Origin of the sequence: Exiguobacterium sp. TNDT2, from assembly GCF_003331145.1 — a bacterium.
Lineage (GTDB): Bacteria > Bacillota > Bacilli > Exiguobacteriales > Exiguobacteriaceae > Exiguobacterium.
This window is the reverse complement of sequence record NZ_QLVE01000022.1, coordinates 52,202-77,226: the sequence shown is the minus strand read 5'-3', so window position 1 is coordinate 77,226 and position 25,025 is coordinate 52,202. Positions and strand designations below refer to the sequence as shown.

The 25,025-nt window shown below is 52.4% G+C and carries 22 protein-coding genes and 1 other RNA gene; 2 read left to right on the top strand and 21 right to left on the bottom strand.

The annotated features are described in order from the left end of the window. Window positions 1–41: 41 nt before the first annotated feature. The 3 genes from DPV68_RS10775 to secA2 all read right to left on the bottom strand — a co-directional run bounded on the left by DPV68_RS10775 (window position 42) and on the right by secA2 (window position 4,862). Window positions 42–1,484 (bottom strand): carbon starvation CstA family protein, encoded by a 1,443-nt coding sequence (locus DPV68_RS10775; RefSeq protein WP_114166822.1) that lies wholly within the window; start codon window positions 1,482–1,484, stop codon window positions 42–44. 202 nt (window positions 1,485–1,686) lie between these two features. Continuing rightward, a complete protein-coding gene (locus DPV68_RS10770) occupies window positions 1,687–2,496 on the bottom strand; it encodes an SLAP domain-containing protein (RefSeq protein ID WP_114166821.1) in 810 nt (269 codons plus the stop codon). Between the two features lie 2 nt (window positions 2,497–2,498). Beyond that, entirely contained in the window at window positions 2,499–4,862 is a 2,364-nt protein-coding gene (gene secA2 / locus DPV68_RS10765) for an accessory Sec system translocase SecA2 (RefSeq protein WP_114166820.1), read from the bottom strand. A gap of 254 nt (window positions 4,863–5,116) precedes the next feature. Here secA2 and DPV68_RS10760 point away from each other — a divergent pair, with 254 nt between their 5' ends. Continuing rightward, window positions 5,117–6,412, top strand: coding sequence for a Y-family DNA polymerase (locus tag DPV68_RS10760; RefSeq protein WP_114166819.1), 1,296 nt, complete (start codon window positions 5,117–5,119; stop codon window positions 6,410–6,412). Then, the gene (locus tag DPV68_RS10755; protein ID WP_114166818.1) at window positions 6,409–6,738 is read left to right on the top strand and encodes a YolD-like family protein; all 330 of its coding nucleotides are present in this window, start codon (window positions 6,409–6,411) and stop codon (window positions 6,736–6,738) included. The genes DPV68_RS10760 and DPV68_RS10755 overlap by 4 nt, the downstream gene beginning before the upstream one ends. Here the strand turns inward: DPV68_RS10755 and DPV68_RS10750 are convergent. The 18 genes from DPV68_RS10750 to eno form a co-directional block, all read right to left on the bottom strand. Further along, the gene (locus DPV68_RS10750; protein WP_232819603.1) at window positions 6,735–8,279 is read right to left on the bottom strand and encodes a SulP family inorganic anion transporter; all 1,545 of its coding nucleotides are present in this window, start codon (window positions 8,277–8,279) and stop codon (window positions 6,735–6,737) included. The two genes, DPV68_RS10755 and DPV68_RS10750, sit on opposite strands and share 4 nt — an antisense overlap. Window positions 8,280–8,423: 144 nt before the next feature. Then, the gene (locus tag DPV68_RS10745; RefSeq protein WP_114166816.1) at window positions 8,424–9,836 is read right to left on the bottom strand and encodes an NAD-dependent epimerase/dehydratase family protein; all 1,413 of its coding nucleotides are present in this window, start codon (window positions 9,834–9,836) and stop codon (window positions 8,424–8,426) included. 288 nt (window positions 9,837–10,124) lie between these two features. Further along, a complete protein-coding gene (locus DPV68_RS10740; RefSeq protein ID WP_114166815.1) occupies window positions 10,125–10,703 on the bottom strand; it encodes a Fic/DOC family protein in 579 nt (192 codons plus the stop codon). Then, window positions 10,690–10,860 (bottom strand): hypothetical protein, encoded by a 171-nt coding sequence (locus DPV68_RS14855; protein WP_157964168.1) that lies wholly within the window; start codon window positions 10,858–10,860, stop codon window positions 10,690–10,692. Before DPV68_RS14855 ends, DPV68_RS10740 begins: the two co-directional genes overlap by 14 nt. A 432-nt stretch (window positions 10,861–11,292) precedes the next feature. Then, complete coding sequence (locus DPV68_RS10735) at window positions 11,293–12,252, bottom strand: HNH endonuclease (RefSeq protein WP_114166814.1); 960 nt, start codon at window positions 12,250–12,252, stop codon at window positions 11,293–11,295. 71 nt (window positions 12,253–12,323) lie between these two features. Continuing rightward, complete coding sequence (locus DPV68_RS10730) at window positions 12,324–12,932, bottom strand: hypothetical protein (protein ID WP_114166813.1); 609 nt, start codon at window positions 12,930–12,932, stop codon at window positions 12,324–12,326. A 186-nt stretch (window positions 12,933–13,118) separates the two neighbouring features. Next, window positions 13,119–13,274: an alcohol dehydrogenase gene (locus DPV68_RS10725; RefSeq protein WP_114166812.1), complete on the bottom strand. Its 156-nt coding sequence runs from the start codon at window positions 13,272–13,274 to the stop codon at window positions 13,119–13,121. 127 nt (window positions 13,275–13,401) lie between these two features. Then, window positions 13,402–13,757: a transfer-messenger RNA gene (gene ssrA, locus DPV68_RS10720) on the bottom strand. A gap of 49 nt (window positions 13,758–13,806) precedes the next feature. Continuing rightward, window positions 13,807–14,277, bottom strand: a complete 471-nt coding sequence (gene smpB / locus DPV68_RS10715; RefSeq protein WP_029595066.1) for an SsrA-binding protein SmpB — start codon at window positions 14,275–14,277, stop codon at window positions 13,807–13,809. Between the two features lie 49 nt (window positions 14,278–14,326). Next, a complete protein-coding gene (gene rnr / locus DPV68_RS10710) occupies window positions 14,327–16,729 on the bottom strand; it encodes a ribonuclease R (RefSeq protein WP_114166811.1) in 2,403 nt (800 codons plus the stop codon). A 16-nt stretch (window positions 16,730–16,745) separates the two neighbouring features. Next, on the bottom strand, window positions 16,746–17,486 hold the full coding sequence (locus DPV68_RS10705; RefSeq protein ID WP_114166810.1) for an alpha/beta hydrolase: 741 nt from the start codon (window positions 17,484–17,486) through the stop codon (window positions 16,746–16,748). Between the two features lie 102 nt (window positions 17,487–17,588). Then, the gene (gene secG, locus DPV68_RS10700; protein WP_012726902.1) at window positions 17,589–17,813 is read right to left on the bottom strand and encodes a preprotein translocase subunit SecG; all 225 of its coding nucleotides are present in this window, start codon (window positions 17,811–17,813) and stop codon (window positions 17,589–17,591) included. A gap of 73 nt (window positions 17,814–17,886) precedes the next feature. Further along, window positions 17,887–18,774, bottom strand: coding sequence for a YitT family protein (locus DPV68_RS10695; RefSeq protein ID WP_114166809.1), 888 nt, complete (start codon window positions 18,772–18,774; stop codon window positions 17,887–17,889). A gap of 55 nt (window positions 18,775–18,829) precedes the next feature. Next, window positions 18,830–20,155 (bottom strand): glycosyltransferase, encoded by a 1,326-nt coding sequence (locus DPV68_RS10690; RefSeq protein ID WP_114166885.1) that lies wholly within the window; start codon window positions 20,153–20,155, stop codon window positions 18,830–18,832. 11 nt (window positions 20,156–20,166) lie between these two features. Beyond that, a complete protein-coding gene (locus tag DPV68_RS10685) occupies window positions 20,167–21,375 on the bottom strand; it encodes a glycosyltransferase family 4 protein (RefSeq protein WP_232819610.1) in 1,209 nt (402 codons plus the stop codon). 21 nt (window positions 21,376–21,396) lie between these two features. Further along, the gene (gene galU, locus DPV68_RS10680; protein WP_114166807.1) at window positions 21,397–22,278 is read right to left on the bottom strand and encodes a UTP--glucose-1-phosphate uridylyltransferase GalU; all 882 of its coding nucleotides are present in this window, start codon (window positions 22,276–22,278) and stop codon (window positions 21,397–21,399) included. A 253-nt stretch (window positions 22,279–22,531) separates the two neighbouring features. After that, window positions 22,532–23,329 (bottom strand): phosphotransferase, encoded by a 798-nt coding sequence (locus DPV68_RS10675; protein ID WP_114166806.1) that lies wholly within the window; start codon window positions 23,327–23,329, stop codon window positions 22,532–22,534. A gap of 382 nt (window positions 23,330–23,711) precedes the next feature. Further along, window positions 23,712–25,004 carry a phosphopyruvate hydratase gene (eno, locus tag DPV68_RS10670; protein WP_114166805.1) on the bottom strand — a complete coding sequence of 431 codons (1,293 nt, stop codon included), beginning with the start codon at window positions 25,002–25,004 and terminating at the stop codon, window positions 23,712–23,714. Window positions 25,005–25,025: the final 21 nt, after the last annotated feature.

Genomic DNA, 25,025 nt, shown 5'->3' with positions numbered 1-25,025 from the left:
CGCAAATAAAAACATGGGCCGAAGCGACCCATGTCTGTGAATTATGCGACTTCCTTCACCGGGACGTCACATTCCATATTTTGTGCCCGCATCGCACGTGCGCGCATATGGAACAAGACGAGCAATGTGATCGTACCAATTGTGGCGATGACGTACGGAATGACCCCATCCATCTTGAAGCCGATCGGTGCCGTCAAAATGTAGAACCAGACGGCATACAACATGAACGTCCCTGGGATGAGCGCGATATAGTGGTTGCGCCCTTTGATGTAGAGGTACATCGCCCCGACGAACAAGGCGATGACCGCCGTCGTCTGGTTGGCCCAGTTGAAGTATTGCCAGAGCATCTGGAAGTCCATGTTCGTGAGGACGTATGAGATCGCGAAGAGCGGGAGCGCGATCCACAGGCGTGACGAGAACTTCTTCTGCGCGACTTTCATATAGTCGGCGATAATCATCCGGGCGCTACGGAACGCCGTGTCGCCAGACGTGATCGGCAAGACGATGACGCCGAGAATGGCGAGCGTGCCGCCGATGCTTCCGAGCATGAGCGTCGCCACTTCCTGGACGACGAGCGCCGGTGTACCCGTTTGAATCAATCCGAGCAGTTCACCTGGCTCAAAGATGGCCATGGCAGCTCCCGCCCAAATCATGGCGATGACCGCCTCGACAATCATCATGCCGTAGAAGATTTCACGGCCGTTGCTCTCTTTCATCGTCGTCCGCGAGATGATTGGCGACTGCGTGGCGTGGAAGCCTGAGAGCGCCCCACACGAGATTGTGAAGAAGAGAAGCGGCCAAATCGGTAAGCCGTCCGGGTGCATGTTCGTGAGTGTCATCTCTGGAATCTTGTAGCCTTGCGCGAACAGGCTGACGGCGATTCCGACGGCGCTAATCATGAGGAGCGCCCCGAAGAACGGGTAGATGCGTCCGATGATTTTGTCGACCGGAAGCAGCGTCGCCAAAATGTAATAGGCGAACACGGCGAAGATGACAATCGTGAGCGTCGTCGCATTGCCGTCGAACAAGTTGTTAATCATGTTACTCGGTGACGTGACGAACACCGTCCCGACAAGAAGCAAAAGAAGAAGTGCGAATCCGTTGACGACGTGGCGGAGCGAGCGGCCGAGGAATTTCTCGGCGAGCTGCGGCAAGTGTGCCCCGTTGTTCCGTAGCGAGATCATGCCCGTCAAATAGTCGTGCACCGCTCCCGCAAAAATCGAGCCGAAGACAATCCATAGGAATGCGACCGGTCCATAGAGCGCCCCCATGATCGGTCCGAAGATTGGGCCGACCCCGGCGATGTTCAATAGTTGAATCATCGAGTTCCGTTTTTTCCCCATCGGCACGTAATCGATGCCGTCCTGTGACGCATAGGCAGGCGTCGTCCGCTCTTCCTTGATGCCGAACGTCTTCTCGACGTAGCTGCCATACACTTTGTACCCGACGAATAGAATCGCGAGGGCGATAAAGAACGTAATCATGTGTGCTGTCCCCTTTTGAACGTATGTAGCCGGTTCCCACCGGCCCTGAAAAATAAATCCCGTTATTTTACATATGTGATGTAAACGCTTACGTTGTTGATTATACAGGAATCCCCAAGTTTTCGTAAGAGGTTTCGTTCACTTTTTTGACATAAAATTAACCCCGACTTTTGATTGAAAGCCGGGGCGTTGAGCATACTGTTTATTGTTTGATTCGGACTGTGAACGGACCTACTGCGGTAACATCTTCGAAGACGACTGAAGCCGGATAGGCGTGCTTCCCTAGAACCGGTTCGCCCAGTCGAATGATCGCCTGAGCAACCGTCTCGTCCCCGCTCATGAGTTCAATCGGGAGTTGTTCGACATTCAGCTCACGGTCATAGCCGTTCCGAAGAAGGAGTGTTGCTGTCACGTCCGTCTCTCCAGTCTCGACCGACACGAGCATTAAGTTAAACTCGTTCTCTCCGACTGGCGGTGTCGAGACATTCGTTCGTCGCAACTGGTGCCATGCCGTTTCACTGAACGAAGAGAGCTCGTCTTCAAGAATCATCTGTAGCGGGTCAATCGGGTTCATTTGGAAGACGAGACGCATAGATGATAAGTCTTCCGTCTTTAGCGCGCCAAATAGTTCGTCATCAAAGAAGTCTAGATAAACCGGCTTGCTCGTCCATGGTTCAAAGCTCGGAAGGTCGACCCGGTTCAACACTTTTCGGCCAACCGGAATATTGTCTCGATTCAAGAGCAACACTGGCAATTCGTTCACTTCAAACGAGCTCGGGAGCGTGTTCCGGAACAAGGCGACAAGTGACAATCCTTCCGACAGTTGCTCGGCGTGGAGGAGTTCGATTGACAATTGATTGTCAAGCAAGGCCGGAAGCCGTTTCGCGTGATAGCGGAACATATACTCGTCTTCTTTTGGGATGCCCATGTCGCTGTCAATCACGAGCGTCAATTGACGGCCTGCTTCGGACTTCCCTGTGTCGATCTGTTTACGTTTGCGAAATCCTAACATACTTACTCCTCCTCCAATTGCATGACGAAATAGCGGTCGAGCTGCGCGACTTCTGTCGTCACTTCACGGGCAATATTGACGTACGTCTGTTCAAAAATGTCGAACCCTTCTTTCCCGAACTGACGGCTCGGATCTTCCTGCGCATAACTGCGCAATCCGATTCCTTCTTTTAAGCCGCTCATCGTCGTCAAGTGGTCTGTCCATTTGCCGTCCAAAGCACGCAGTAAGGATTCTTTGACAAATGTGACGACTTCCTCGGCCTTTAGGCGGGCCTCAGCTGTTTCGACGATGTCGTCGATCCACGGTTGAAGTTCTGCCTTCAACTCCGTCGAGTCGGCGATTTCGTCTGACCAGACTGGTTCGCGCGTCGTCAAATAAATGAGGTCACGTTTCAACTCGTCAAGCGGCCATTCTTCTGGAACGAGTTCATCGGACACGTGCATATCGATACTGTTCGTCAAAGCGAGACGCATCATACCGAGCACGTTGTTGGCGATGGCCGTTGCATCGGCATTGACCGCCTGATCACGAATTGTATAAATGATGTTACGTTGTTCGTTCAAGACGTCGTCGAGCTTGAACAAGTAATCGCGAATCGAAACACCAAGCCCTTCGATTGTCGTCTGAGCATACTCGATTACGTCAGCCGCTTCTTTCGACGACACTTCGCCAAATTCGTCCGGCTTCAACTTCTTCTCGATGCGCTCAAGTTTTTTCGTAGCGTAGCGTTTGACGATTTCGTCTTCGAGCGAGACGAAGAACTGTGTCGCACCGGGATCGCCTTGACGCCCGGAGCGGCCGCGGAGCTGATGATCGACTCGTTGCGACTCATGACGTTCCGTCCCGATGACGAACAGGCCGCCTGCTTGTTTCGACTTCGTATCGAGCATAATATCAGTCCCACGACCCGCCATGTTCGTCGCAATGGTCACATTGCCGAAACGTCCGGCGTCAGCGATAATATCTGCTTCTTGTGTGACCGTCTTCGCGTTCAACACTTCATGCGGAATCTGCTTGTTCGACAAATGCTTACTGATCGCCTCCGACTGGGCGATTGACGTCGTTCCAATCAACACCGGTCGTCCTGTCTCATGCAGTTCGACGACTTTTGTCGTCACGGCCGCATATTTTTGATCAACGGTTGCGAAGATGCGATCCGGATGGTCTTCGCGCAAACGTGGCCGGTTCGTCGGGACTTGGACGACGTCCATGTTGTACGTCTTCAAGAACTCTTGACGTGACGTCTGGGCCGTCCCGGTCATACCGCTGATGAGCGGGTACATTCGGAAATAGTGTTGAATCGTAATTTCAGCCGTCGTCTTATTCTCTTCGGTGATGGTGACGCCTTCTTTTGCTTCAAGCGCCTGATGGAGCCCTTCTGATAGACTGCGTCCTTCCATGATCCGTCCTGTGAACAAGTCGATTAACTCGATCTTGTCTTCTTTGACGATATAGTCGACGTCGAGTTCAAACAAAACGTTCGCCCGGAGCGCCTGCACAAGATAGTGATAGAGTACTTGATGCTCGGCGCTGAATAAATTATCGATGGCGAACATGTCCTCGATCTTTAAAATGCCTGAATCGGTGAGCGCCGTCGATTTCGATTCAAGGTCCACCTCGTAGTCAGATTCGTCAAGTTCCGTGACGACACGTTGTGCGAGCTCTTTCAAGCGAATGTGCGAACGGTCCTTTTGCGCGATGATGAGCGGTGTCTTCGCCTCGTCGATCAAGATGCTATCGACTTCGTCAATGATCGCGAAGTGGAACGGGCGCTGGACGCGCTCTTCCGGCGAACCGACCAAGTGATCGCGCAAATAGTCAAACCCGAACTCGGTCCCGACGCCATATGTAATGTCGGCCTGATAGGCAGCGTGTTTGTCGCTCTGCTCCATCTCTGGCACATTCAACCCGACCGTAAGGCCGAGAAAACCATGAATCTTTCCGATTTGGTTCGCATCACGCGTCGCCAAGTATTCATTGACAGTGATGACGTGGACGCCTTTGCCTTCAAGTGCTTTCACGTAACTCGGGAGCGCGGCGACGAGCGTCTTCCCTTCCCCGGTCGGCATCTCTGAGATGTTTCCTTCAAGGAGCGCGAAGCCGCCGATGAGCTGGACATCATAATGCCGCATGCCTAACACACGAACCGAAGCCTCGCGCACTAAAGCGAACGCTTCTTCAGCGATTTCGTCGATTTGAGCACCGTCTGCGATTCTCATCTTCAATGTTTCTGTATATGTGCGCATCTCGTCGTCCGAGAGCGCCTGCATCGTTGCCTCTAATTGATTGATTCGGTCGACGCGGCGTTGGTAGCCTTTTAAGCGTCGGCTTTGGTCGTTCGTCAATTGTTTTACAAACTGAATCACGTTGTAGCCTCCATTTAGTTCACAGTCATTAGCAAATTCATACCCGTCTATTATAGCGAAATTTTACTCCTTTCGGAGACTTTTTTACGAAAACTTCCTAAAAGATGGTTTTCGATTTATGATTTTCCTATAAAAAATGGGTAAATTTCAAAAAGTCTTTACAAATTTATTTTCATTTTATGATTTGAGACGGCATGAGACCATGATACGATAAGAAAAACAGAACATATGTTCGTATAAGAGGAGCTGAGACTATGCGGCGTCGAATTTTTTGTATCGACAGCGTCTCATTTTATGCCAGTTGCGAGTGTGCCGCTCGAAAACTGAATCCATACAAAACGAAGCTCGTCGTGCTGTCGAACATGCAAGACCACGGTGCTCTCGTCCTCGCCGCGACACCACCGATGAAACAGCTCGGTATCAAGACCGGGGCGAGGCGGTTTCACATCGACCGCTTGCCGTGGCATGAACGACGGCATGTCATTTACGCCGAAGCCCGGATGAGCCACTATTTGAACGTGTCCGTGCAAATCACCCACATCTTACACCAGTTCGCACCCCCGGAGGCGATTCGCGTCTACTCGGTCGACGAGACGCTCGTCGACTTGACCGGGACGGAGCGGTTGTTCGGGAACGATGAACATGTCGCCCGCCTTATCCGCTCGACCGTGTTTCGTTACACCGGCATCCCGGTCACGATTGGCATCGGACCGAACAACGTCCTCGCCAAACTCGTCCTCGACTTGCATGGGAAGAAGACGGGTGTCGCCAGCTGTTTTCTGCACGACGTCGAACGATTGATCCACCCGGCCCCGATCGGCAAGATGTGGGGCGTCGGCGCGAAGATGGAAGTCCATCTCCGGCGGCTCGGCATCGACACGATTGGCGACCTCGCCCGCTACCCGCTCGAGACGCTCCATGAGAAGTTCGGCGTCATCGGTGCCGAGCTGTGGCATCACGCCTGGGGCATCGACGAATCGCCGACGATTCTCCCTCCGAGCTCTTTGTTCGGGGCGAAGCGGCAACGGCCCCGGACGATCGGCCACGGCATCACGCTTATGAAGGACTACACGACGTACGCGGCCATCCGGCTCGTCTTGCAGGCCATCGCCGTCGAGGTCGGGATGCGGACGCGACAGGCCGGGCTCGTCGGCGGCAGCGTCCATCTCGGTGTCCGCTACACTCGTACGAGCGATCGGCGCGGCTTCAGCAAACAAAAAAAGCTCGCCCGCTTCACAGCGGACGAACGTGAGTTCTTGCCGGTGGTGTTGACGCTCTTTCTCGACGCGTGGGACGAGACGGAAGCGGTCCGTTACGTCTCGGTCGCCCTCGGCAAGCTCGAACCGCGGAGCGATCATGTCCAACTATCGTTTTTTGAAGACGAGTGGGCCCGGGCGCGCCGGTTCGATTTCCTCGACCTCGTCGATCGCTTGAACGTCCGCTTCGGGCGCGGCACGATCCGGCCGGCGTCGAGTTTACTGAAAGACAGTCCGCTCCGCACGCGGCAACGACTCATCGGCGGACATAAACAAGGAGGTGAATCGTCATGAGCCAGACCCGCTACAAAGACCGCGGTGAATTGAAATGGATCCCGTTCCTCATGCCCGAGCACGTGGCGCTCCTGAAGAAATATTACGCCCACGTCCAAAAGATTGAATTGCCTGACTTGGATGAACAGCTCCTCTACTTGTGGCAGACCGAAATCGAGCGTGCCATCCGTGAAGGTGACGCCGTCGAGTTGACACTGTTCGACAACGGCATGACCCACGTCATGCGCGGTTATGTCCACGCCATCTATTATGCCGAGCGTGAAGTCGAGCTATTCGACACGGACGTGCGCCGCATCCCGTTCGGTCAGATTCTGTCCGTCCGTTAAGACGCGTCAATCGCTTCCTGCGTCGTTTCGAACGTGTCGACGTGGTCGAGCACGCCGTAATGCGTGAGCGTCTGGCGCACCGGTGTCGACAAGTGCGCGAAGACGACACGATGGTCGGCCGCTTTCAACTCTCGGACGACGCGGCGAATCTCTTCGACGGCCGTCACGTCGATGACCGGACAGCGGTGGAAGTTGAAGATGAACACGTCAGGCTCGTCATGGATATGATGCAACACGTGCTCGAACATCTCGATCGCCCCGAAGAAGAGCGGTCCCTCGACGCTGAAGACGACTTGACCGTCGCGCGTCACGTACCGTTCCGTCTGTTCGCGGACGTCGATCGTATCGGCCATCCGTTTCGCGAACAAGGCGAGTGCACAGATGACCCCGACCTCGACGGCGACGACGAGGTCGACGAACACGGTCAGCCCGAGCGTAATCAGCAGGACGAGCGACTCAGCCGACCGATGCTTGAGCATCTCGAAGACGTGGTGCCGCTCCGACATATTCCAAGCGACGCGCATCAAGATTGGGGCGAGGGCGGCCAGTGGGACGTAGCTCGCGAGCGGTGCCAACACGAGCACGGCGAGTAGCACCGTCAACCCGTGGATGACGCCGGAGCGGCGGCTGACGGCGCCTGCTTGAATGTTCGTCGCCGTCCGGGCGATGGCGCCGGTCGCCGGGATCCCACCGAAGAACGGGACGACGACGTTGGCGAGCCCTTGCCCGAACAGTTCCTTGTCCGGGTTCATCTTCGTACCGGCCATGCCGTCCGCGACCGCACCCGACAATAGCGACTCGAGCGCCCCGAGGAAGGCGATGGCGAACGCCGATGGCATGAGCGTCGCAATCAAATCGAGGTCGATCGCGAGCCAGTTGAACTCAGGCAGTCCGCTCGGGATGCCGCCATAGGCACTGCCGATCGTCGCGACTTCTCCTGGGACGACGAGACTGACGAACGTCGGCACGAGCATCGCCATCAAGAGAAGCGGCAATTTCACGGGCAGTTTCGGCACGAGCCAGAGTGTCAAGAAACCGATGGCGGCAATGAAGACAGGCCATAAGCTCGCTTCATGTAACGACGTCACGAGCTTCAGTAAATTCTCGTGGAAGTGCGGCGCTTTCTGAAACGAGATGCCGAACAGTTCGTCGAGCTGGTCGACGAAGATGACGACGGCGATCCCGGCCGTGAACCCGATGGTGACGGCGCGCGGCATGAAGCGGATGAGTCGTCCGACGCGGAGCACGCTCATGAGGAATAACAGAATCCCGGCGAGAAACGTCGTCACGAGTAACCCTTCGTAGCCGTGTGCGAGCATGACGCCCGAGACAATCGGGATAAAGGCGCCGGTCGGTCCGGCGATTTGGAACGTCGAGCCCCCGAACAGGCTGACGATAATCCCGGCGATGATGGCCGTATACAGGCCGTACACCGGTCCGACGCCTGAGGCGATCGCGAACGCCATCGCGAGCGGCACGGCGACGACCCCGACCGTGATCCCGGCCGAGATGTCTTTTTGCCACCCTTGGCGTGATGTCATGAGGTTGTCCATTCTTGCATTCCTTCTTTCCATTATGTCGAAAACGAGTTCAGTGTACGCCTGTCCCCGTCCTTTGTAAACGACTCTGGCGAAACGTTAACATAATCGACAAAACAAAGACGCATCGCGATGGATGCGTCTGGATTAACTCGTCGGCGTCTCGACGACTTGGTCGCCCTCGTCCGCGTCTTCTCCAAGCAGACGGACGTGACGGCCGAACAGCCACATGACGACGAGATGGGCTTTCGCCTGTGTCTTCGTGTAAAACCACCACGGCAACGCCGGCACGAACTCATGGATGGCGACGAGCCCTTCGTCCGACTCGGGGAGCCGTCTGAACTCGAGTCGGCCCGTCTTATCATCCTCACTCAACTTCGTGAACAGGCCGCCGTCAATCGCGAATGAGGCCATATCGTCCGTCGCCTCGTCTTCGAGCGACAGGTGGAGCGCGACGAGTGATGGTCGCAGAAGCGCGATTTCCCAGTCATCGTCCTCTTTCGTCGTCTGGATGAGCGGATAGGCGAGCCGGCCGAGCCATTCAAAATACGTATCGGCCATCCAAAGCGCCGACTTGTTCTCGGGCAGACCGAACCGTTGAATCGAGCGGACGGTATACTGTTGCGGCACTTTCTTCTTCTTGCCGCTGTCCGACTTCTGTTTCTCTTCTTTCTCGAGCGCGTGCTCGACCGCTTCCTTGAACGGAATCTCCCCTTGTTTGACGCCGGTCGTGTCTTTCGCGACCATGGCGTGGCCCATGCTCTCGACGAGCGGATAGACGGTGTCTTTCGGTTCACCCGTCACAGCCATGACCCAAAGGCGGGACATCTTAATCGTCGGGAACGGGAAGTCGATCATGACACGACGTTTGCCCATGACGTCAGCCGTATCTTCAATCATTTTGCGATACGTCATCACTTCCGGTCCGCCGATGTCGATATGGTGGTCATAGAGCGTTTCAGCCCCGACGACCGAGATGAGCGCTTGGACGGCTTCGCGCAAATCGATCGGATGCGTCTCCGTCTTCGTCCAGTTCGGGAGAATCATGACCGGCAATCGTTTGACGAGTTTCGCTAAAATCGGGAACGATGAACCTTCTGGACCGATGATGAGCCCGGCCCGAATCGTCGTCACTGGCACACCTTGACCGCCGAGAATCCGTTCGACTTCGAGCCGGCTCTTCAAGTGACGTGACAACGTCTTCGACTCTTGCGGAATGATCCCGCTCAAGTAGACGATTTGTTCGATGTCGTTCGCTTTTGTCGCTCGGGCGAAATTGTCGGCGATGAGCGCGTCCATGTCTTCGAACGTCGCCTGCGTCAACCCGCCGTCCGGAATCATCGAATGGACGAGGAACATGGCGTAGTCCGCCCCCTCGCACGCCTCGCGTGTCTGTTCATACGAGAACAAATCGCACGACCGCCACGTGATGTGGTCCTCGTCTTCTTTATTCTTCGTCGAGCGGGACAAGGCGATGATGTCATATTCTTCTTTTAAATGCTTCATCACGTTCGAGCCGATATAGCCGCTCGCGCCCGCGATGACGATGGTTTTCCGCATAGTGGTCACTCCTCTTCGTTTTCACATAGAGGTAATGTACCCGTATTTGACTAGAGATGAACTACTCAACTGGCCCAAATTGTTTACGCTGAATTTTTTAGTCAGAGAATATCAATGGATGGATGCTCTTATTGAGGTCGCCATCGACTGGACCTTGTCATCCTGTCTCCACTTATTCTTTACAACAATCAGGATGAGCATCTCCTTTATCCGATTTTAGCGAAAGAGAATCTGGATTCTAACGAAATGACGGACTTATAATAGACACTAGAAAAAAATCTGCACACTTTATTTTTTTATCATAAGATTATCGAGGAACAACTGGTAAAGCAGTTCTATATTTGTTACCGAGTGAATCATCGCCTTCATATAATCTTCTTGCGATATATTAATATAGTCCCATTCGTATCCTTTGTGCCTAGCTAAGTTATGAATAAATAATCGAATCGTCCGTCCATTCCCTTCTCTAAAAGAGTGGATGATATTGAGTTCACTTTTGAAATAGGCTAATCGCTCCGCAGCCATTTTCAAATCTATCCAAACAGGTTCATTCACTAACTCATCACATATAGACTGGAGTTCTGATTGAATGAATTGCATTTGACAAAAACGAGTATTACCCTTTGCAAGTTGAACATCTCGAAGCATACCGGCAAAGTCATAAATGTCTTGAAACAAATGCTTATGCAAGGCCAAAAATTGATTATAGTCAAATGCCGACAATTGATATTCGCCTGTTTCAAATTGTAACGCTCGCACGGTAAAAGTAAATTGTTCAGCAATCTCTAACTGTTTCATATTTGTAGCGCCCACAATATTATGCGATAACAAATAATATTCGTCTTCGCCAAAATTATACTTTTCCAAGCTTTATAGCCTCTTGAATCATCGATTTTGTTAGAGGCTTTTTTGCATTCACAATCTCAATGGCGCGTAACGCTACTTGCTTATCGACAGCTATGTTTTCAAGGCTTAAATTTTTTTCAACTCGTTTATAGCGCTCTGATTGTAAGCTTAGTTTCATCAGTAAACAACCCCTTTTATGCTTCTCTTAATTTCATTATAATCCGAAATGAAGTACTCGTACATTGAACTACTTCTAACTTCGCTATGATTGGAGATGAGGGGATTTTGGGTCATCCAATCTGACGACCGAAAGCTCCATTGTCTTGACGTTGGAAGTAGCTAAAATATATTCGGCCTCTTGTTTGAGATTGAGTCCTACGTTGACATCTGGGGTATGACGGACGCTACAGTCTGTGCACGTCCATTACTACAAAATAAGATGTTACAACGATCATTAGAGGATCGTGCCGTCGACCTTCCTCGGCCACAGGAGTTTGTTAATCCGAAAATTTTAACTGTTTCAATAAACGATAATGCTTCAATTTCACCAATTATTTCTAAATTTCTAGCAAAACTTGAACCGTTGTTCATTGAATGAGGTTCATTTATTTTATGTCTTCGGTACCCAGTTGGCCTCAAACCCATTTTGCACCGCATACTCGTACAGATGAATCAATTTCGTCTCTTTGTAGGTCTTCATCTGTTCCGCCACTCGCAACTCATGGTTTCGTTCCACGAGCGCGTAAAGATAATCAACCTTCGCCATTCGATTGTTCTTGCTCGTATTACAAGTCGGACAAGCGAGGACAAAATTCCATAAGACATCATTCTGCATATAAGACCATGGGATAAAATGGTCGACATGGATCTGTTTGAGCGGCTTCATGCAATAAAAACAGACGGAATGACCATGCCTCAGCAAAATTTGTTTGAACTCGTCGAGCGATTGACGAGCCGAGACGAACTCGAGTTTGTTCAAAATTCGCTCCATCGCCTCGCGTGTATTGTATTTTTCTAAAAAGACGGCGAGTTGATAATTCGTGACATTCATCAAGACTCGTTTATATTTCTCAAAAAAGATGACGTAACTCGGCACAAGCTTAACCCATTCTTCTTGCCGATTGAATGAATAGACGGTCCCCTCGAACGAGGCATAGAACGAGCCGTACACATACTTCTTATAGAACTGATTCACGTTTCGAATCAATTGTTTTTGCTTCTGAATCGGCAGACGGTCAAAGTTCCAAGTGGACGGAATTTCATGTGTCGCTTGAAACGTGAGCATCGTTTTCTCGACTGAGCTCATTTTTCCAATCTGATTCACTTGTCGCAATCCGTTCGTCACAATCAAATTCCAGTACATCTTCGTCACGTGTTTCGAAATTTGCTCGAACGTTAGTACACCAGAATCACTCAGTTCGGTCGTGCATTCGAGCAACGCCTTCATAAGCATATGCTTGTACGTCGTCGTATGTGTCGCGTTCATTAAAAACTGTTGTGTAAAGCGCCACAAATCCGTTTCTGTTAAGTACTCGCTTTTTGCTTCAGCGACTTCTAAATCCCACCCCAATGACCTCACCCCCACTCATTCGTTACATCATCGATTATAACGAATGAGGAACAAGAACGGATCAAGGTGAATCAAACAGGAGCCGAAAATTCTTTTTTGATTTGTTCTATATCGATATTTGTTTTTTCATGGATATAATGGACTAACGTATCATACTGTTCGACAGTATTTAGCTTTTTAAATTTCTCAACATCTCCTTCAAAGCCTTTGAAGTAATCGCTTTGATATTCCGGGTTGTTAAAGAGCTTTAGATATTCCATATAATCTTTCACGGTCATCTGGCTCACGATTGGAGAGAGAATTGCATCCCACTCTTTTATCCGACTCTCATGAATCTGTTTTTTGATGACGATGTCCTGCGCCTGCTCAAATTTGATTTGTTGAATGCATTGTTCCACTTCCATCTTATACTGGAACAGTTCCTCTCGGTTTTGAGTGTTTAATGCGGGCACAACCTCAGTTAAATAATATTGATATCTCTTCTTTCGAGGATTCATGATTTTGCCTTTTGGTTTTTTAGGATTTGATTCTTTATTCGTACGCTTACTAAGTCGTTCCTTTACACCGAGTGCACCAATTGCTCCAACAATTTCTTTTTTATGTTCAAGTGCAAACTTTCCTACTGCCGGGCCATACTTCTTGACTCCATTTATAATTAATCCCGTAGATTTTTTTGACATGATGATTCCTCCTATGATGGTTATATATTCTCGTGACAATTTTTAAAATAGCTCATAGTTTATATTCAACAAAGTAATATTCAATCCTTTGACACCGTTCAAAAACCAAATAATGGAATCGTTCATTCACAAAGAAAGGATTATTGAGCAAACACTCAATAATCCTTTCTCTATAATAATTCCTGATTATTTCCCAGATTGCTTCTTCTCATTTTGCTTCTGCAAATATGCTTCTCGAAGCTGATTAAGCTTTTCTTTTTTATTCGACACAGCTGGTTTTTTACCATCTTGATACTTGGCAGCCGCCACTTTACTTTTCGTATCCAATTGATATTTCCCCATTCGATTCACCTGCTTTCATTTCATTGTGATTGAGTTGCTCCATAAAAATCAAAAGACCTTCTAATCTCAATGAAATTAGAAGGTCTTCATGAAATATCATTGATCACAGTCCGTGTAGACTGTTTAAAAATGGAGACGGCGGGAGTCGAACCCGCGTCCGAAGGCATCGTAACGCATGCTTCTACGTGTGTAGTTTATCTATTGAATCTCAATGTGACACTGCCGATAAACAGGCGTTGTCGCATCCAGTCTGGTTCATCTCTTCTTCGCGCCCTCAGACGGCGAGGTTGAAGCGTAGCTTGCTTAGTTTGAGACCCTGATAATCATCCACACAAGCGATGGATGTCAGGATCCGCAGGGCACTTAGGCTGCTGCGAGTTGTGTGTTAGTTTTGCCAGTTATAGGCGTTTGCGTTTTAACGAGGCCGACCCCTCGACACGCCACATACGACCGACCTACCCCCGTCGAATCCATAACGTCCCCGAGGTGGTAATTGGTACTACAACAACTATACCACAATCAGGTCTCGCTGTCAGTATTTTTGCCGGTCCCGAAGTGCCCGGTCGACGTCACGCTTCGCATCTTTCTTCTTCAAGTCGTCGCGCTTATCATACTTCTTCTTCCCGCGCCCGATGCCGAGGAGACATTTGGCGAAGCCATTCTTCAGATACACTTTAAGCGGAATGATCGTATACCCGTCACGCCCTTGTGCGCCGATGAGCTGATTGATTTGCTTCTTATGCAACAATAGCTTTCGGACACGGAGCGGCTCGTGGTTGAACCGGTTCCCTTGCTCGAACGGGCTGATATGACAGTTATGAAGCGTCGCCTCGCCACCGTCAAAGCGGACATACGCATCGGCGATATTGATTTTTGACTGGCGTACCGATTTAATCTCGGTCCCCGTCAACACCATACCGGCTTCAATCGTATCTTCGATCGCATAATCGAAGGACGCTTTTCGGTTTTGCGCGAGCGCGTTCGAATCTTTCTTCTTGGCCATACACATTCAGTCCTTTACTTCAATATGGAGGAGGGGTCGCCCCCTCCCGTCAACGACGCTTCTTCGCTCCGCGTTTGGCGTCGCCTTTTCGTTTTTGACCGTCTTTCTTTTTCAAGTCGAGTGCCGAACGTCCTTGCGACGTCTTCGGTTTCTCGCCTGGTTTCGACGGTTTCCCGGCTTGACCCGGTTTCCCTGCTTTGCCAGGCTTGCCGCGTTTCGGACGTTTGTCGTCACGACCGCGGCCTTTTTTGTCGTCCTTCTTCGGACGGCCTTCCGTCGCTTTAATCGTCGTCGGTTGGCGACGGCGGGACTGTTCCCGTTTCGGCATGCCGACGACGGTGAAGTCGATCGTGCGCTCGTCCAAGTTGACGGCGTCGACCTTGACGCGCACCGCGTCACCGATACGGAACTGACGTTTCGTCCGCTCGCCAAGGAGCATGAGTTGCGACTCGTCGAAGTGATAGTAGTCATCCATCGACTGGAGACGGACGAGCCCTTCGATCGTGTTCGGGAGCTCGATGAACATCCCGAAGTTCGTGACGCCGCTGACGACGCCGTCGAACTCTTCACCGAGACGTGATTCCATGTACTCGGCTTTCTTCAAGGCTTGCGTCTCGCGTTCGGCATCGACCGAACGACGCTCACGTTTCGATGCTTGTTCGGCGATCGAGTCGAGACGGTCCTCATACTTGGCAATCGTCTTCTCCGACACGTCGCCGTTAAAGACGTAAGTGCGCATGAGACGGTGAACGATCAAGTCCGGGTATCGACGAATCGGTGATGTGAAGTGCGTATAAAAGTCGGTCGCGAGGCCGAAGTGGCCGAGCGACACGTCATCGTACTTCGCCTGTTGCATCGAACGGAGCATGATCGTGCTGATGACCGGCTCTTCCGGTTCACCTGAGATCGCCTTCAAAATCTTCTGAAGCGTCTTCGGTTCGACCTTCTGGCCTTTGAACCGCTCGATGTGCACGCCGAAGTTCGCGACGAAGTCGAAGAAGAAATCGAGCTTGTCCGGTTTCGGATTATCGTGGACACGATAGATGAACGGCACGTCCATCTTGTGGAAGTGTTCGGCGACCGTCTCGTTGGCCGCGAGCATGAACTCTTCGATCAACTTCTCGGCAACCGAGCGTGGACGCAAGACGATGTCGGCCGGTTTGCCTTCTTCGTCGACGACGACTTTCGCCTCAGCAAAATCGAAGTTGATGGCACCGCGCGAGTTACGGCGCTTACGGAGCACTTCCGCGAGTTCGGCCATCAGGTCGAACAACGGGATATACGGCTCGTACCGTTCGAGCGTCGCTTCATCATCGCGTTCGATGATCTCACGGACGTTCGTATACGTCATCCGTTCTGTCGTCTTGATGACACTCGGGAACAGCTCATGGTGGACGACCTTCCCGTTTTGCGGGGAGATCTCCATGACGCAGCTGAGCGTCAACCGGTTGACGTGCGGGTTGAGTGAACAGATCCCGTTCGAGAGACGGTGCGGCAACATCGGGATGACGCGGTCGACGAGATACACACTCGTCCCCCGTTCGAATGCCTCGACGTCGAGCGGTGACCCTTCCGTCACGTAATGTGACACGTCGGCGATATGGACACCGAGCTCATAGTTGCCGTTGTCGAGTTTCTTGACGTGGACGGCATCGTCCAAGTCCTTCGCGTCTTCGCCATCGATCGTGAAGATCGTCTCGTTGCGAAGGTCGACGCGGCCCATGAAGTCCTTCTCGTCGGCCTCGTCCGGGACGGCGTTCGCCTGGTCGATGACATCTTCCGGGAACTCCGTCGGGATGCCGTGCTTATAGACGATCGACAAGATGTCGACGCCTGGGTCGTTCTTGTGTCCGATGATGCGGACGACGTCACACGCTCCGGCGAAACGTCCGTCCGGATATTTCGTGATGCGGACGACGACTTTATGGCCATCGACGGCACCGAGCGATTTGTCCGGGTTGACGACCGGCCAGAAGTTGATGCGCTTGTCGTCCGGCTCGATGAAGGCGAACTGGTCGAGGCGTCCGCTCGGAAGCGTATACGTCCCGACGAACTCCGACAAGCCGCGCTTCAAGACTTTGAGGAGCACGCCCTCGGTCTTGCCGCGGTTGTCCTCACGTTTTTTGACGAGGATCGTGTCGCCGTGGTAGACGTCTTTCAATTGGTCGGGCGGAAGGAACACGTCCTCCGTCTCCCCTTCGACCGACAAGAAGCCGAAGCCGCGTTGGTGAATCGAGATGATTCCCGCTGCTTGGCCGAGCACGGCGAGCGTCCCGTAACGGTTCGTCCGTGTGCGGCCGATTAAGCCCTCTTCTTCGAGGGTGTTCAAGGTGCGGATGAGCTCTTTAAAGGCATCCGTCGACTCGAGCGCGAGACGCTCGGTCAACTGGTCCACTGTCAGTGCTTTATCACTGGCTTGGATAATTTCTAGTAGTTGGTCACGTAAATTCAACGTGACACCTCCTTTTTCAAACTGACCAGTCTAACGTTTCGAGAAAATCGAGCACGTCCTGGTGCAGTTTCTCTTTTTCTTTATCGAGCGTGATCACGTGTCCCGACTCCTCGTACATGAGCAGTTCTTTTTGGAACGCGTTGATCGCCTCGTAGATGTCGTGTGCAGATTCAGGGTCGACCATTTGATCTTTCGCCCCTTGGACGACGAGTGCCGGGACGAAAATATCTTCAAGTCTCGTCGTCGTGTCACGGACGAAGGCACGGAGGTCCTTGAGGGTCGGCATCGGTTTGAAGTCCGCCATCTCCTGTTCGATCTGTTCAGGCGATTTGTCCTCTCGAGATTTATATTCTCGGGCGTAGGCTTTGACTCCTTTATATAATCGGTCCTCGGCATCGATTCCGGTCGGGGCACACATCGGGATGACGCCTTTGACGTTTTCCTCCGAAGCGAGACGGAGCGACATGACGCCACCGAGCGAGAGACCACAGACGGCAATCTCTTCATAGCCTTTCTCTTTCAACGACTGGTAGGCGTTCAAGACGTCCTCCCACCAGTCCGCCGGTCCGTACTGGAGCAATTCTTCCGGCGGGACGGCATGGCCCCGATACTGGGGACCCATGCACGTATAACCTTCTTTTTGCAGGAAACGACCGAGCATGCGGACATCCGCGCTCGATCCGGTAAAGCCATGTAACATCAACACGGCACGTGGCCCACCTTCAAAGAAGAACGGTTTCGGTGCTGTAATCTTCATTGCTAACGTCATCTCCTCATACACTCCATTATTCCCAAAAATATTTTTACAAAAACAAAAGCCGACCGCCTCACGTAAAAATCGAGAACGATCAGCCTTTCATCATAATGATGCGACTAGTAATCCTAAAATGAAAAACAACGTGCCTAGTACAGCTGCAGTTCGGTTCAAAACAGCGTCAAAGCCGCGCGCTTTCTGGCGGCCGAACAACTGCTCCGCGCCACCTGCAATCGCCCCAAGACCTTGCGACCGACCTGACATGAGCAGTACGACGACAATCAATAAGACAGCCACGACGAGTAGGCTGATTGTAGCGATCGTTTGCATAGTAGTCAGTTCCTCCTTCTTTTTACACGCTTTTTATTATATAGAAGTTGGCGTCAAAACACCAGCGTTCAAATTATCGGGACGGGTAGCTGAACCCTTCCCCGATGACCTCTTTCACTTGGTGGATGACGACGAAGGCGCGCGGGTCTGTCACTTCGACGATTTTCTTGAGCGGACCGACTTGGCGCTTGTCGACGATCATATACAACATGTTCTTATCCTGCTTCGTATAGTAGCCGTGGCCATGGATAATCGTCGCCGAGCGGCCGAGCGTCTCCGTCAACACGACGGCGAGCTCTTCTTGTTTGTCACTGATGATCGTGACGGCCTTGCGGATGTTGAGCCCTTCGGCAACGAGGTCGATGACCCACGAGCCGATGATGATGGCGATTAACGTATAGAGCACGACCTGCTCCCCGAGGATGAAGCCTGACGCCCCGACGACGATGGCATCGATGATGAACATCGACACGGCGACGCTCATATGCAAATAGCGCTCCATGAGGCGGGCGATGATGACCCCGCCTCCGGTCGTCCCGCCGACACGGAGCACCATGCCGATGCCGACACCAATCATGATCCCAGCGTACACGGCCGCGAGCAGTTTGTCCTCGGCCGGGCTGCCCCAGTCATGGGTCAAGCTGAGGAAGAACGACGTCGCGATGACGGCGACGACCGAATAGACCATCGTCCGGCGGTCGAGCAGCTTATAGCCGACGATGAATAACAGACCGTTCCCGATAATCGACGTGACCCCGAGGTCCCAGCCGAACAAGTAGTACAGGATGATCGTGACCCCGAGCAGGCCACCTTCCGAGAAATCGTTCGGCACGGTGAAGTAGTTCACTCCGAACGCGAGAATGAATGAGCCGGCGACGATCCAGGCGATATCCTTCAAGGAAATCGATTGGAGCTTCTTCCAGACTTGTTGACGCAATAGATGTTGTTGCTGACGTTTCATAACTTTTCCCCCTTCCATATAAAAAAGACCGCGGCACAAAGCCGCAGTCTAGGTCTTACTGTTGAACTGGCTTTGGCGCACCGTCTTTCATAATCGGCAACTTGCGGTCCACGACGTTCGTGTAGACGTTCAAGAGTGCCTCTTTTTCCAAATCCCAGTTATATTGCTCACGCGCCGTCTTCGTGTTCGCTTTGACACGGGCGTAAAGTTGTTGATCGTCGAGCAGGCGGTTGACGCCTTCGGCGATTGATTGTGGGTCGTGCGAATCGACGACGACACCGACATCGTTGCCGGCGACGACACGTTCGATTTCCGGGAAGTCACATGAGACGACCGGTACTTCGGCCATCAAATATTCGAACAGCTTGTTCGATGACGCCGAGTAGTGGTTGAAGCAGACGTTGTTCAACACTTGGAAACCGAGATACGCGTTCATCGTATAGTACGGTAACGCCTCGACCGGTACTTTGTCAATCATCTTGACACGGTCACTGACGCCTTCGTCCTCGATCATCTGTTTGATCACCGGCTTCAGTTTCCCGTCCCCGATCATGACGAGCGTGCCTTCGTTGAAGTCCTTGACCGCGAGGATGAGCTGCTCGAGTCCGCGACCGGCTTGGATGCCGCCTTGATACAAGAGGATTTTCTCATCTTTCGGAAGCCCGAGGAGCGCATGCAAGTCTTTACGGAGCGTGAAGTCGAGCGGACGATAGAACGGATAGTTGTGGAGCACGTATGGATAGAAGCCGTAGAGTTCCTCGTTGTGCGCCGCGCGCGTGTGGTTCTCGACCATCATCGAGTCGACGTACGGCAAGAGCCAGCCTTCGAGGTTACTTTGGATGTAGCCGTAACCGGTCCGGTCCGTCTGCACTTCGTGCGAATCGTAGACGATTTTGCCTTTGTTGACGACTTTCCCGGCAATCAACGCCTGCGGGAGCGTGTTCAAATCGTTGGCGTGATAGAAGTCATACGACTTCTTCGTCGAAGCGAACACCATCTCGAGCATCGCGCTCGCGTTGACGATTTGTTTACGCACCGGCGGGAGAAGAATCGCACCTGCTGCCGCACCGAGTCCGAGCATCGTCAGTGGTGCGAGGATGAATAATCCCGCGCCGACGAGTCCAGCCCCAAGTTGACGTGTCTTCTTCTCAGACACCCATGTCCGAATCGATTTGAGCGCCTTCATCCCGTTGACGAGAATCGACGGCTGACGTTTGACGCGGATGACGCGGAATCCTTCCGGACGCATCTCTTCTTTCGGGAGCGACGGGTTTTTCGGGTCTTGGAGCGCAATCAAATCGACTTCATAGCCCGCCTCGGCGAGCGCCGAGCATTCGCGCAAGACGCGCGCATCATTCGTAAAGTGGTTCCATACAAACATACATACTGACTTCATCGTGTTTCCTCCGTCATTACTTTTTCAATCACGTCTTCGAGGACGTGTATATTGTTTTCCCAGCACAGATTGTCTTTCACATAACGAACCCCGTTCACGCCGTACTTCTCACGCAAGTCGGGGCGTTCGAGCAGTTTTCGGAGCATGAGCTCGATTTCACTGATGTCACGCTTCCGTGACACGTAACCGACCTCTGCCGCTTCGATGACATTCGCCGCATGGCCTGACACCGCCGCGACGATCGGTTTGCCGACCGCCATGTAATCGATCAGTTTGCCCGGGATGACCGTATCGAACACTTCTTGCTCGATCAAGCTGACGAACGCGACGTCCGCGTTCTTGATGGCTTGGAACGCCTCCGTCCGAGGCATCGCCTCAAGGAAAAGGAAGTTCTTGAAGCCACGGGCTTTAATCATCTCTTTCAACTCGTTTTTCCGGTACCCGTAGCCGATCAATTTGAAGTGGACACGCGGCTCGTCGCGGAACCGCTCCGCAAGTTCAAGCAAGAGCGACACGTCTTGCGCGAGGCCCATGTTCCCGGCGTACAGAATCTCCATCCGATCGTCCTCGGGGACGGTCCGCTCGAGGTTGCGCTCGCTCTCGCGAATCGAGTTCGGCATGTAGTGAATCATGTCGTTGTCGACGCCACGCTGGCGCAAATAGCTGCGGAACCCTTCCGAGTTGATGATGATTTCATCGGCCGCTTTATAGAGCCGCTTCTCAAACCAGAACGCCGGGGCGAGCATCCAGTCGTGTTTGAACACGCCGACGCCTTTCACCGACTCCGGCCAGAGGTCACGGACGTCCAAGATGAACGGGACGCCATACTTCCGTTTCGCATATACGCCGACGAACGCCATAAAAAAAGACGGGGTCGTCGCAAAGACGACATCCGGTTTCGAATCGAGCGCCTGCACGGCAACGACGCCTTTAATCATCTGTTCCAAAAACAAAGCGAGCCGGCTCATCATGTTCGACGTATGTTTGCGTTTCTTCGTGATGAGCCGCTTGATGAACGGCTGGTTGTTGAGCGCCTGATCGTTCCAGAAGCGGTCGTCTTTATACAAGTTGAAGTTCGGATACGACGGGGCGGCCGTGATGACCTCCACCTCGTAGCCGCGTTCTTTCATGAGATGCGTAATATTTTGCATCCGGTTACCGGCGCTGCCGATTTCCGGATAATAGTTTTGACAGACCATTAACATTGTTTTCAAAAATAACACACCTTACTGTTGTTCGAGTTCGTCCACGAAGCGCTTCAAGAGCGTGTGGACGTTGGTTTTTAAATCCGGGTCGCAGAGCGCATGGGCGATCGTCGCTTCGATGAAGCCGATCGGTTCCCCGACGTCATAGCGACGCCCGTCAAATTCATAGGCGAAGACGGTCTCCACCTCATTCAAGCGGGCGATGGCGTCCGTCAGTTGGATTTCGCCTCCCGTCCCGATTTCTTGCGCCGACAACGCCTCGAAGACGTCCGGCGTCAAAATGTAGCGGCCGAGGATGGCGAGGTTCGATGGGGCTGCTCCGACGGCCGGTTTCTCAACGAACGTCCGGACCGGAATCAGTTTCCCTTCGACAGCGAGCGGGTCAATTATACCATATCGATTCGTCATTTCATACGGGACGCGTTGCACCCCGATCATCGAGCGTTCATGCTGCTCGTACTGGTCAATCAACTGCTTCGTCGCCGGCACGTCCGCCTCGATGATATCGTCCCCGAGCAGGACGGCGAACGGTTCGTCACCGATGAACTTGCGGGCACACCAAATCGCGTGGCCGAGTCCTTTCGGCTCCTGTTGCCGTATGTAGTGGATGTTGGCGAGGTTCGACGAGTGGCGGACCGACTCGAGGAGCTCCGTCTTGCCTTTTGACTCGAGGTTCTGTTCGAGCTCGATGGCCCGGTCGAAATGGTCCTCGATGGCGCGCTTGTTCTTCCCGGTCACGATGATGATGTCCTCGATGCCGGAAGCGACGGCTTCTTCCACGATGAATTGGATCGTCGGTTTGTTGACGATTGGGAGCATCTCTTTTGGCATCGCCTTTGTTGCCGGCAAGAAGCGGGTGCCGAGCCCGGCGGCCGGGATGATGGCTTTCCGTACGCGTGTCATGGACGTCTCTCCTTTTTGTAGTCTGTATCTGATTATACCCAATTTTCAAGCGTTCACGCACTCAAAAAAACGGCCGTGACGCACGTCACGACCATTTCCGGTCTTCCATATACTTGTACAGGAAGTAACCACCGACACCGGGCGCAATGAGAAGAAGGAGAAAACCGCTGACCATCATGACGAACGCCTCCTTTCACCTACACTAGTCTATTCCCGGAATGAGCATCCGACAAGCGTCCGTCTCAAACCTTTCTTAGAACCACTTCCGTCCATGCACCTCGATGAACCGGTACTCTTCTTGATAATGGTCATAATGCCCTTCATCGATCATGTGTTGGAACGCTGCATCCCCTCCTGCCGCTCTCCGTTGCATCAATCGACAGAGCGCCTCGATTCGTAACAGCAACATCGTCAGCAACTCTGCTGTCGACCCTTCCCATCCGTATGCTTTCAAGAAGAGCGCGACTCGTCGTTTGTACGTCCCATCATCGCGCTCCGCCTCATAGTGAACGACTTCACCCGACTCGGCTTGATGACGCCGGCTGAGCGGGACGAACGTATAAAGCGCATACACGATATCCCAGGCTCGTGGTCCGGGCGCCGCCAAATCAAAGTCGATGACCCCTGCCACTTTCCCGTCATGGAAAATCGTATTGTAGACAGCGAAGTCGTTGTGGCAAATCACTTCAAGCGGTACTGGCGTATGGTCGAGCGGTTGCCAGTCCGACGGCCACTCGACATCCAAGGTCGCGTCGTGTAGCTGGCGCATCAATCGAGCGGCGTCTTGAATCGCCTCATCTGACCACATGTACGCTTTCAACGGATAATCGGCCGTCTCCCCTTCGAGATACGTCAAAATCTCCCGGCCCTGATCATCCATCCCGACAAATCGCGGAACACCTACTACCCCATTCGCCTCCAAATGTTTCAACAACCAATGGACGTTCGCACTGCCGTCTTTCAACGTACGATAAACATGGTTCCCTTTTTTATAGACGGTCGACACGTTCCCGCCGCTCAATCTTTCCTCTTGCTCATTTGATCGGTCCATCTAATCCCCCCTACTCTTTATCCGTCACGTTCAGTATACCGCAACAAGGGGTACCGATGACCATGAGCCTCGACACGGAGCGTTCGCGCCCCGTCCAAGCGGCACTGTAGATTCCCTGCAGAAAGCATCGCTGCCGCGCGGACAGGCGAATCTCGGAATATACATACACCCATTGTCGAATCCTGCAAGACGATAGATTGGCGCGCGACTGAATCAGACGATGGGCGACTCCTTGGGGAGAGTGATGCAAGGATGACCCCGTAAAGCGCGCATGCGCTGCGGAGGCATCCGCATCACCCCAGGAAAGCGTCCCACCGTCTGATGAACGTCTGATCCACCAACAAAAAAACAGGCCCGCACGAGGCGGACCTGAAACAATCAATTATTTTTTGAGGTTGTAGAACGACTTGATACCGTCGTATTTCGCTACATCGCCGAGCATGTCTTCGATGCGGAGAAGTTGGTTGTACTTCGCGATACGGTCTGTACGCGAGAGCGAACCTGTTTTGATTTGACCAGCGTTTGTTGCAACCGCGATGTCCGCGATTGTTGCGTCTTCTGTTTCACCAGAACGGTGTGAGACAACTGCTGTGTAACCAGCTTTTTTAGCCATTTCGATCGCGTCAAATGTTTCTGTGAGCGTACCGATTTGGTTAACTTTGATGAGGATCGAGTTCGCGATACCTTTTTCGATGCCTTCAGCCAATTTCGCTGTGTTCGTTACGAAGAGGTCATCCCCAACGAGTTGAACTTTGTTACCGATTTTCTCAGTAAGCAATTTGTGGCCATCCCAGTCGTTTTCATCGCAACCATCTTCGATTGAGAGGATTGGGTACTTGTCAACGAGTTCTGCGTAGAAGTCTACGAGTTCTGCAGTTGTAAGTGATTTGCCTTCGCCAGCGAGTTCGTACTTGCCAGTCGACTTGTCATAGAACTCAGAAGACGCAACGTCCATTGCGAGGTAGACGTCTTCACCTGGTTTGTAACCAGCTTTTTCGATCGCTTCAAGGATAACAGTGATCGCTTCTTCGTTTGACTTAAGGTTTGGTGCGAAACCACCTTCGTCACCGACTGCTGTGTTAAGACCCATACCAGAAAGAACTGATTTGAGGGCGTGGAATACTTCAGCACCCATACGGAGCGCTTCACGGAACGTTGGCGCACCAACAGGCATGATCATGAACTCTTGGAAGTCAACGTTGTTGTCCGCGTGCGAGCCACCGTTGATGATGTTCATCATTGGTGTTGGAAGTGTCTTCGCGTTGAATCCACCGAGATACGTGTAAAGTGGAAGACCGAGCTCATCAGCTGCTGCGTGAGCTGCTGCCATTGAGACACCAAGGATTGCGTTTGCGCCGAGCTTCGCTTTGTTTGGTGTGCCATCAAGTTCGATCATTTTAGCGTCGATTGCATTTTGGTCGAAAACATCGTAGCCGATGAGTTCAGGTGCGATTGTGTCGTTTACGTTGGCAACGGCTTTGAGTACGCCTTTACCAAGGTAACGTGACTTGTCGCCATCGCGAAGTTCGACTGCTTCGTGCTCACCAGTCGATGCGCCTGATGGGACGAGGGCACGGCCGAAACCGCCGTCTTCTGTGAAAACTTCTACTTCTACTGATGGGTTACCGCGTGAATCCAAAATCTCGCGTGCGTAAATTTCTGTAATCATTGACATATTGATTCGCTCCTTTTTTTT

Bases quoted from the DNA above. Each gene is read 5' to 3' on its own strand.
- DPV68_RS10775 (WP_114166822.1), bottom strand. From the start codon at position 1,484: ATGATTACGTTCTTTATCGCCCTCGCGATTCTATTCGTCGGGTACAAA.
- DPV68_RS10770 (WP_114166821.1), bottom strand. From the start codon at position 2,496: ATGTTAGGATTTCGCAAACGTAAACAGATCGACACAGGGAAGTCCGAA.
- DPV68_RS10760 (WP_114166819.1), top strand. From the start codon at position 5,117: ATGCGGCGTCGAATTTTTTGTATCGACAGCGTCTCATTTTATGCCAGT.
- DPV68_RS10755 (WP_114166818.1), top strand. From the start codon at position 6,409: ATGAGCCAGACCCGCTACAAAGACCGCGGTGAATTGAAATGGATCCCG.
- DPV68_RS10750 (WP_232819603.1), bottom strand. From the start codon at position 8,279: ATGACATCACGCCAAGGGTGGCAAAAAGACATCTCGGCCGGGATCACG.
- DPV68_RS10745 (WP_114166816.1), bottom strand. From the start codon at position 9,836: ATGCGGAAAACCATCGTCATCGCGGGCGCGAGCGGCTATATCGGCTCG.
- DPV68_RS14855 (WP_157964168.1), bottom strand. From the start codon at position 10,860: ATGAAACTAAGCTTACAATCAGAGCGCTATAAACGAGTTGAAAAAAAT.
- DPV68_RS10730 (WP_114166813.1), bottom strand. From the start codon at position 12,932: ATGTCAAAAAAATCTACGGGATTAATTATAAATGGAGTCAAGAAGTAT.
- DPV68_RS10725 (WP_114166812.1), bottom strand. From the start codon at position 13,274: ATGGGGAAATATCAATTGGATACGAAAAGTAAAGTGGCGGCTGCCAAG.
- smpB (WP_029595066.1), bottom strand. From the start codon at position 14,277: ATGGCCAAGAAGAAAGATTCGAACGCGCTCGCGCAAAACCGAAAAGCG.
- DPV68_RS10705 (WP_114166810.1), bottom strand. From the start codon at position 17,486: ATGAAGATTACAGCACCGAAACCGTTCTTCTTTGAAGGTGGGCCACGT.
- secG (WP_012726902.1), bottom strand. From the start codon at position 17,813: ATGCAAACGATCGCTACAATCAGCCTACTCGTCGTGGCTGTCTTATTG.
- DPV68_RS10695 (WP_114166809.1), bottom strand. From the start codon at position 18,774: ATGAAACGTCAGCAACAACATCTATTGCGTCAACAAGTCTGGAAGAAG.
- DPV68_RS10690 (WP_114166885.1), bottom strand. From the start codon at position 20,155: ATGTTTGTATGGAACCACTTTACGAATGATGCGCGCGTCTTGCGCGAA.
- DPV68_RS10685 (WP_232819610.1), bottom strand. From the start codon at position 21,375: ATGTTAATGGTCTGTCAAAACTATTATCCGGAAATCGGCAGCGCCGGT.
- galU (WP_114166807.1), bottom strand. From the start codon at position 22,278: ATGACACGCGTACGGAAAGCCATCATCCCGGCCGCCGGGCTCGGCACC.
- DPV68_RS10675 (WP_114166806.1), bottom strand. From the start codon at position 23,329: ATGGACCGATCAAATGAGCAAGAGGAAAGATTGAGCGGCGGGAACGTG.
- eno (WP_114166805.1), bottom strand. From the start codon at position 25,004: ATGTCAATGATTACAGAAATTTACGCACGCGAGATTTTGGATTCACGC.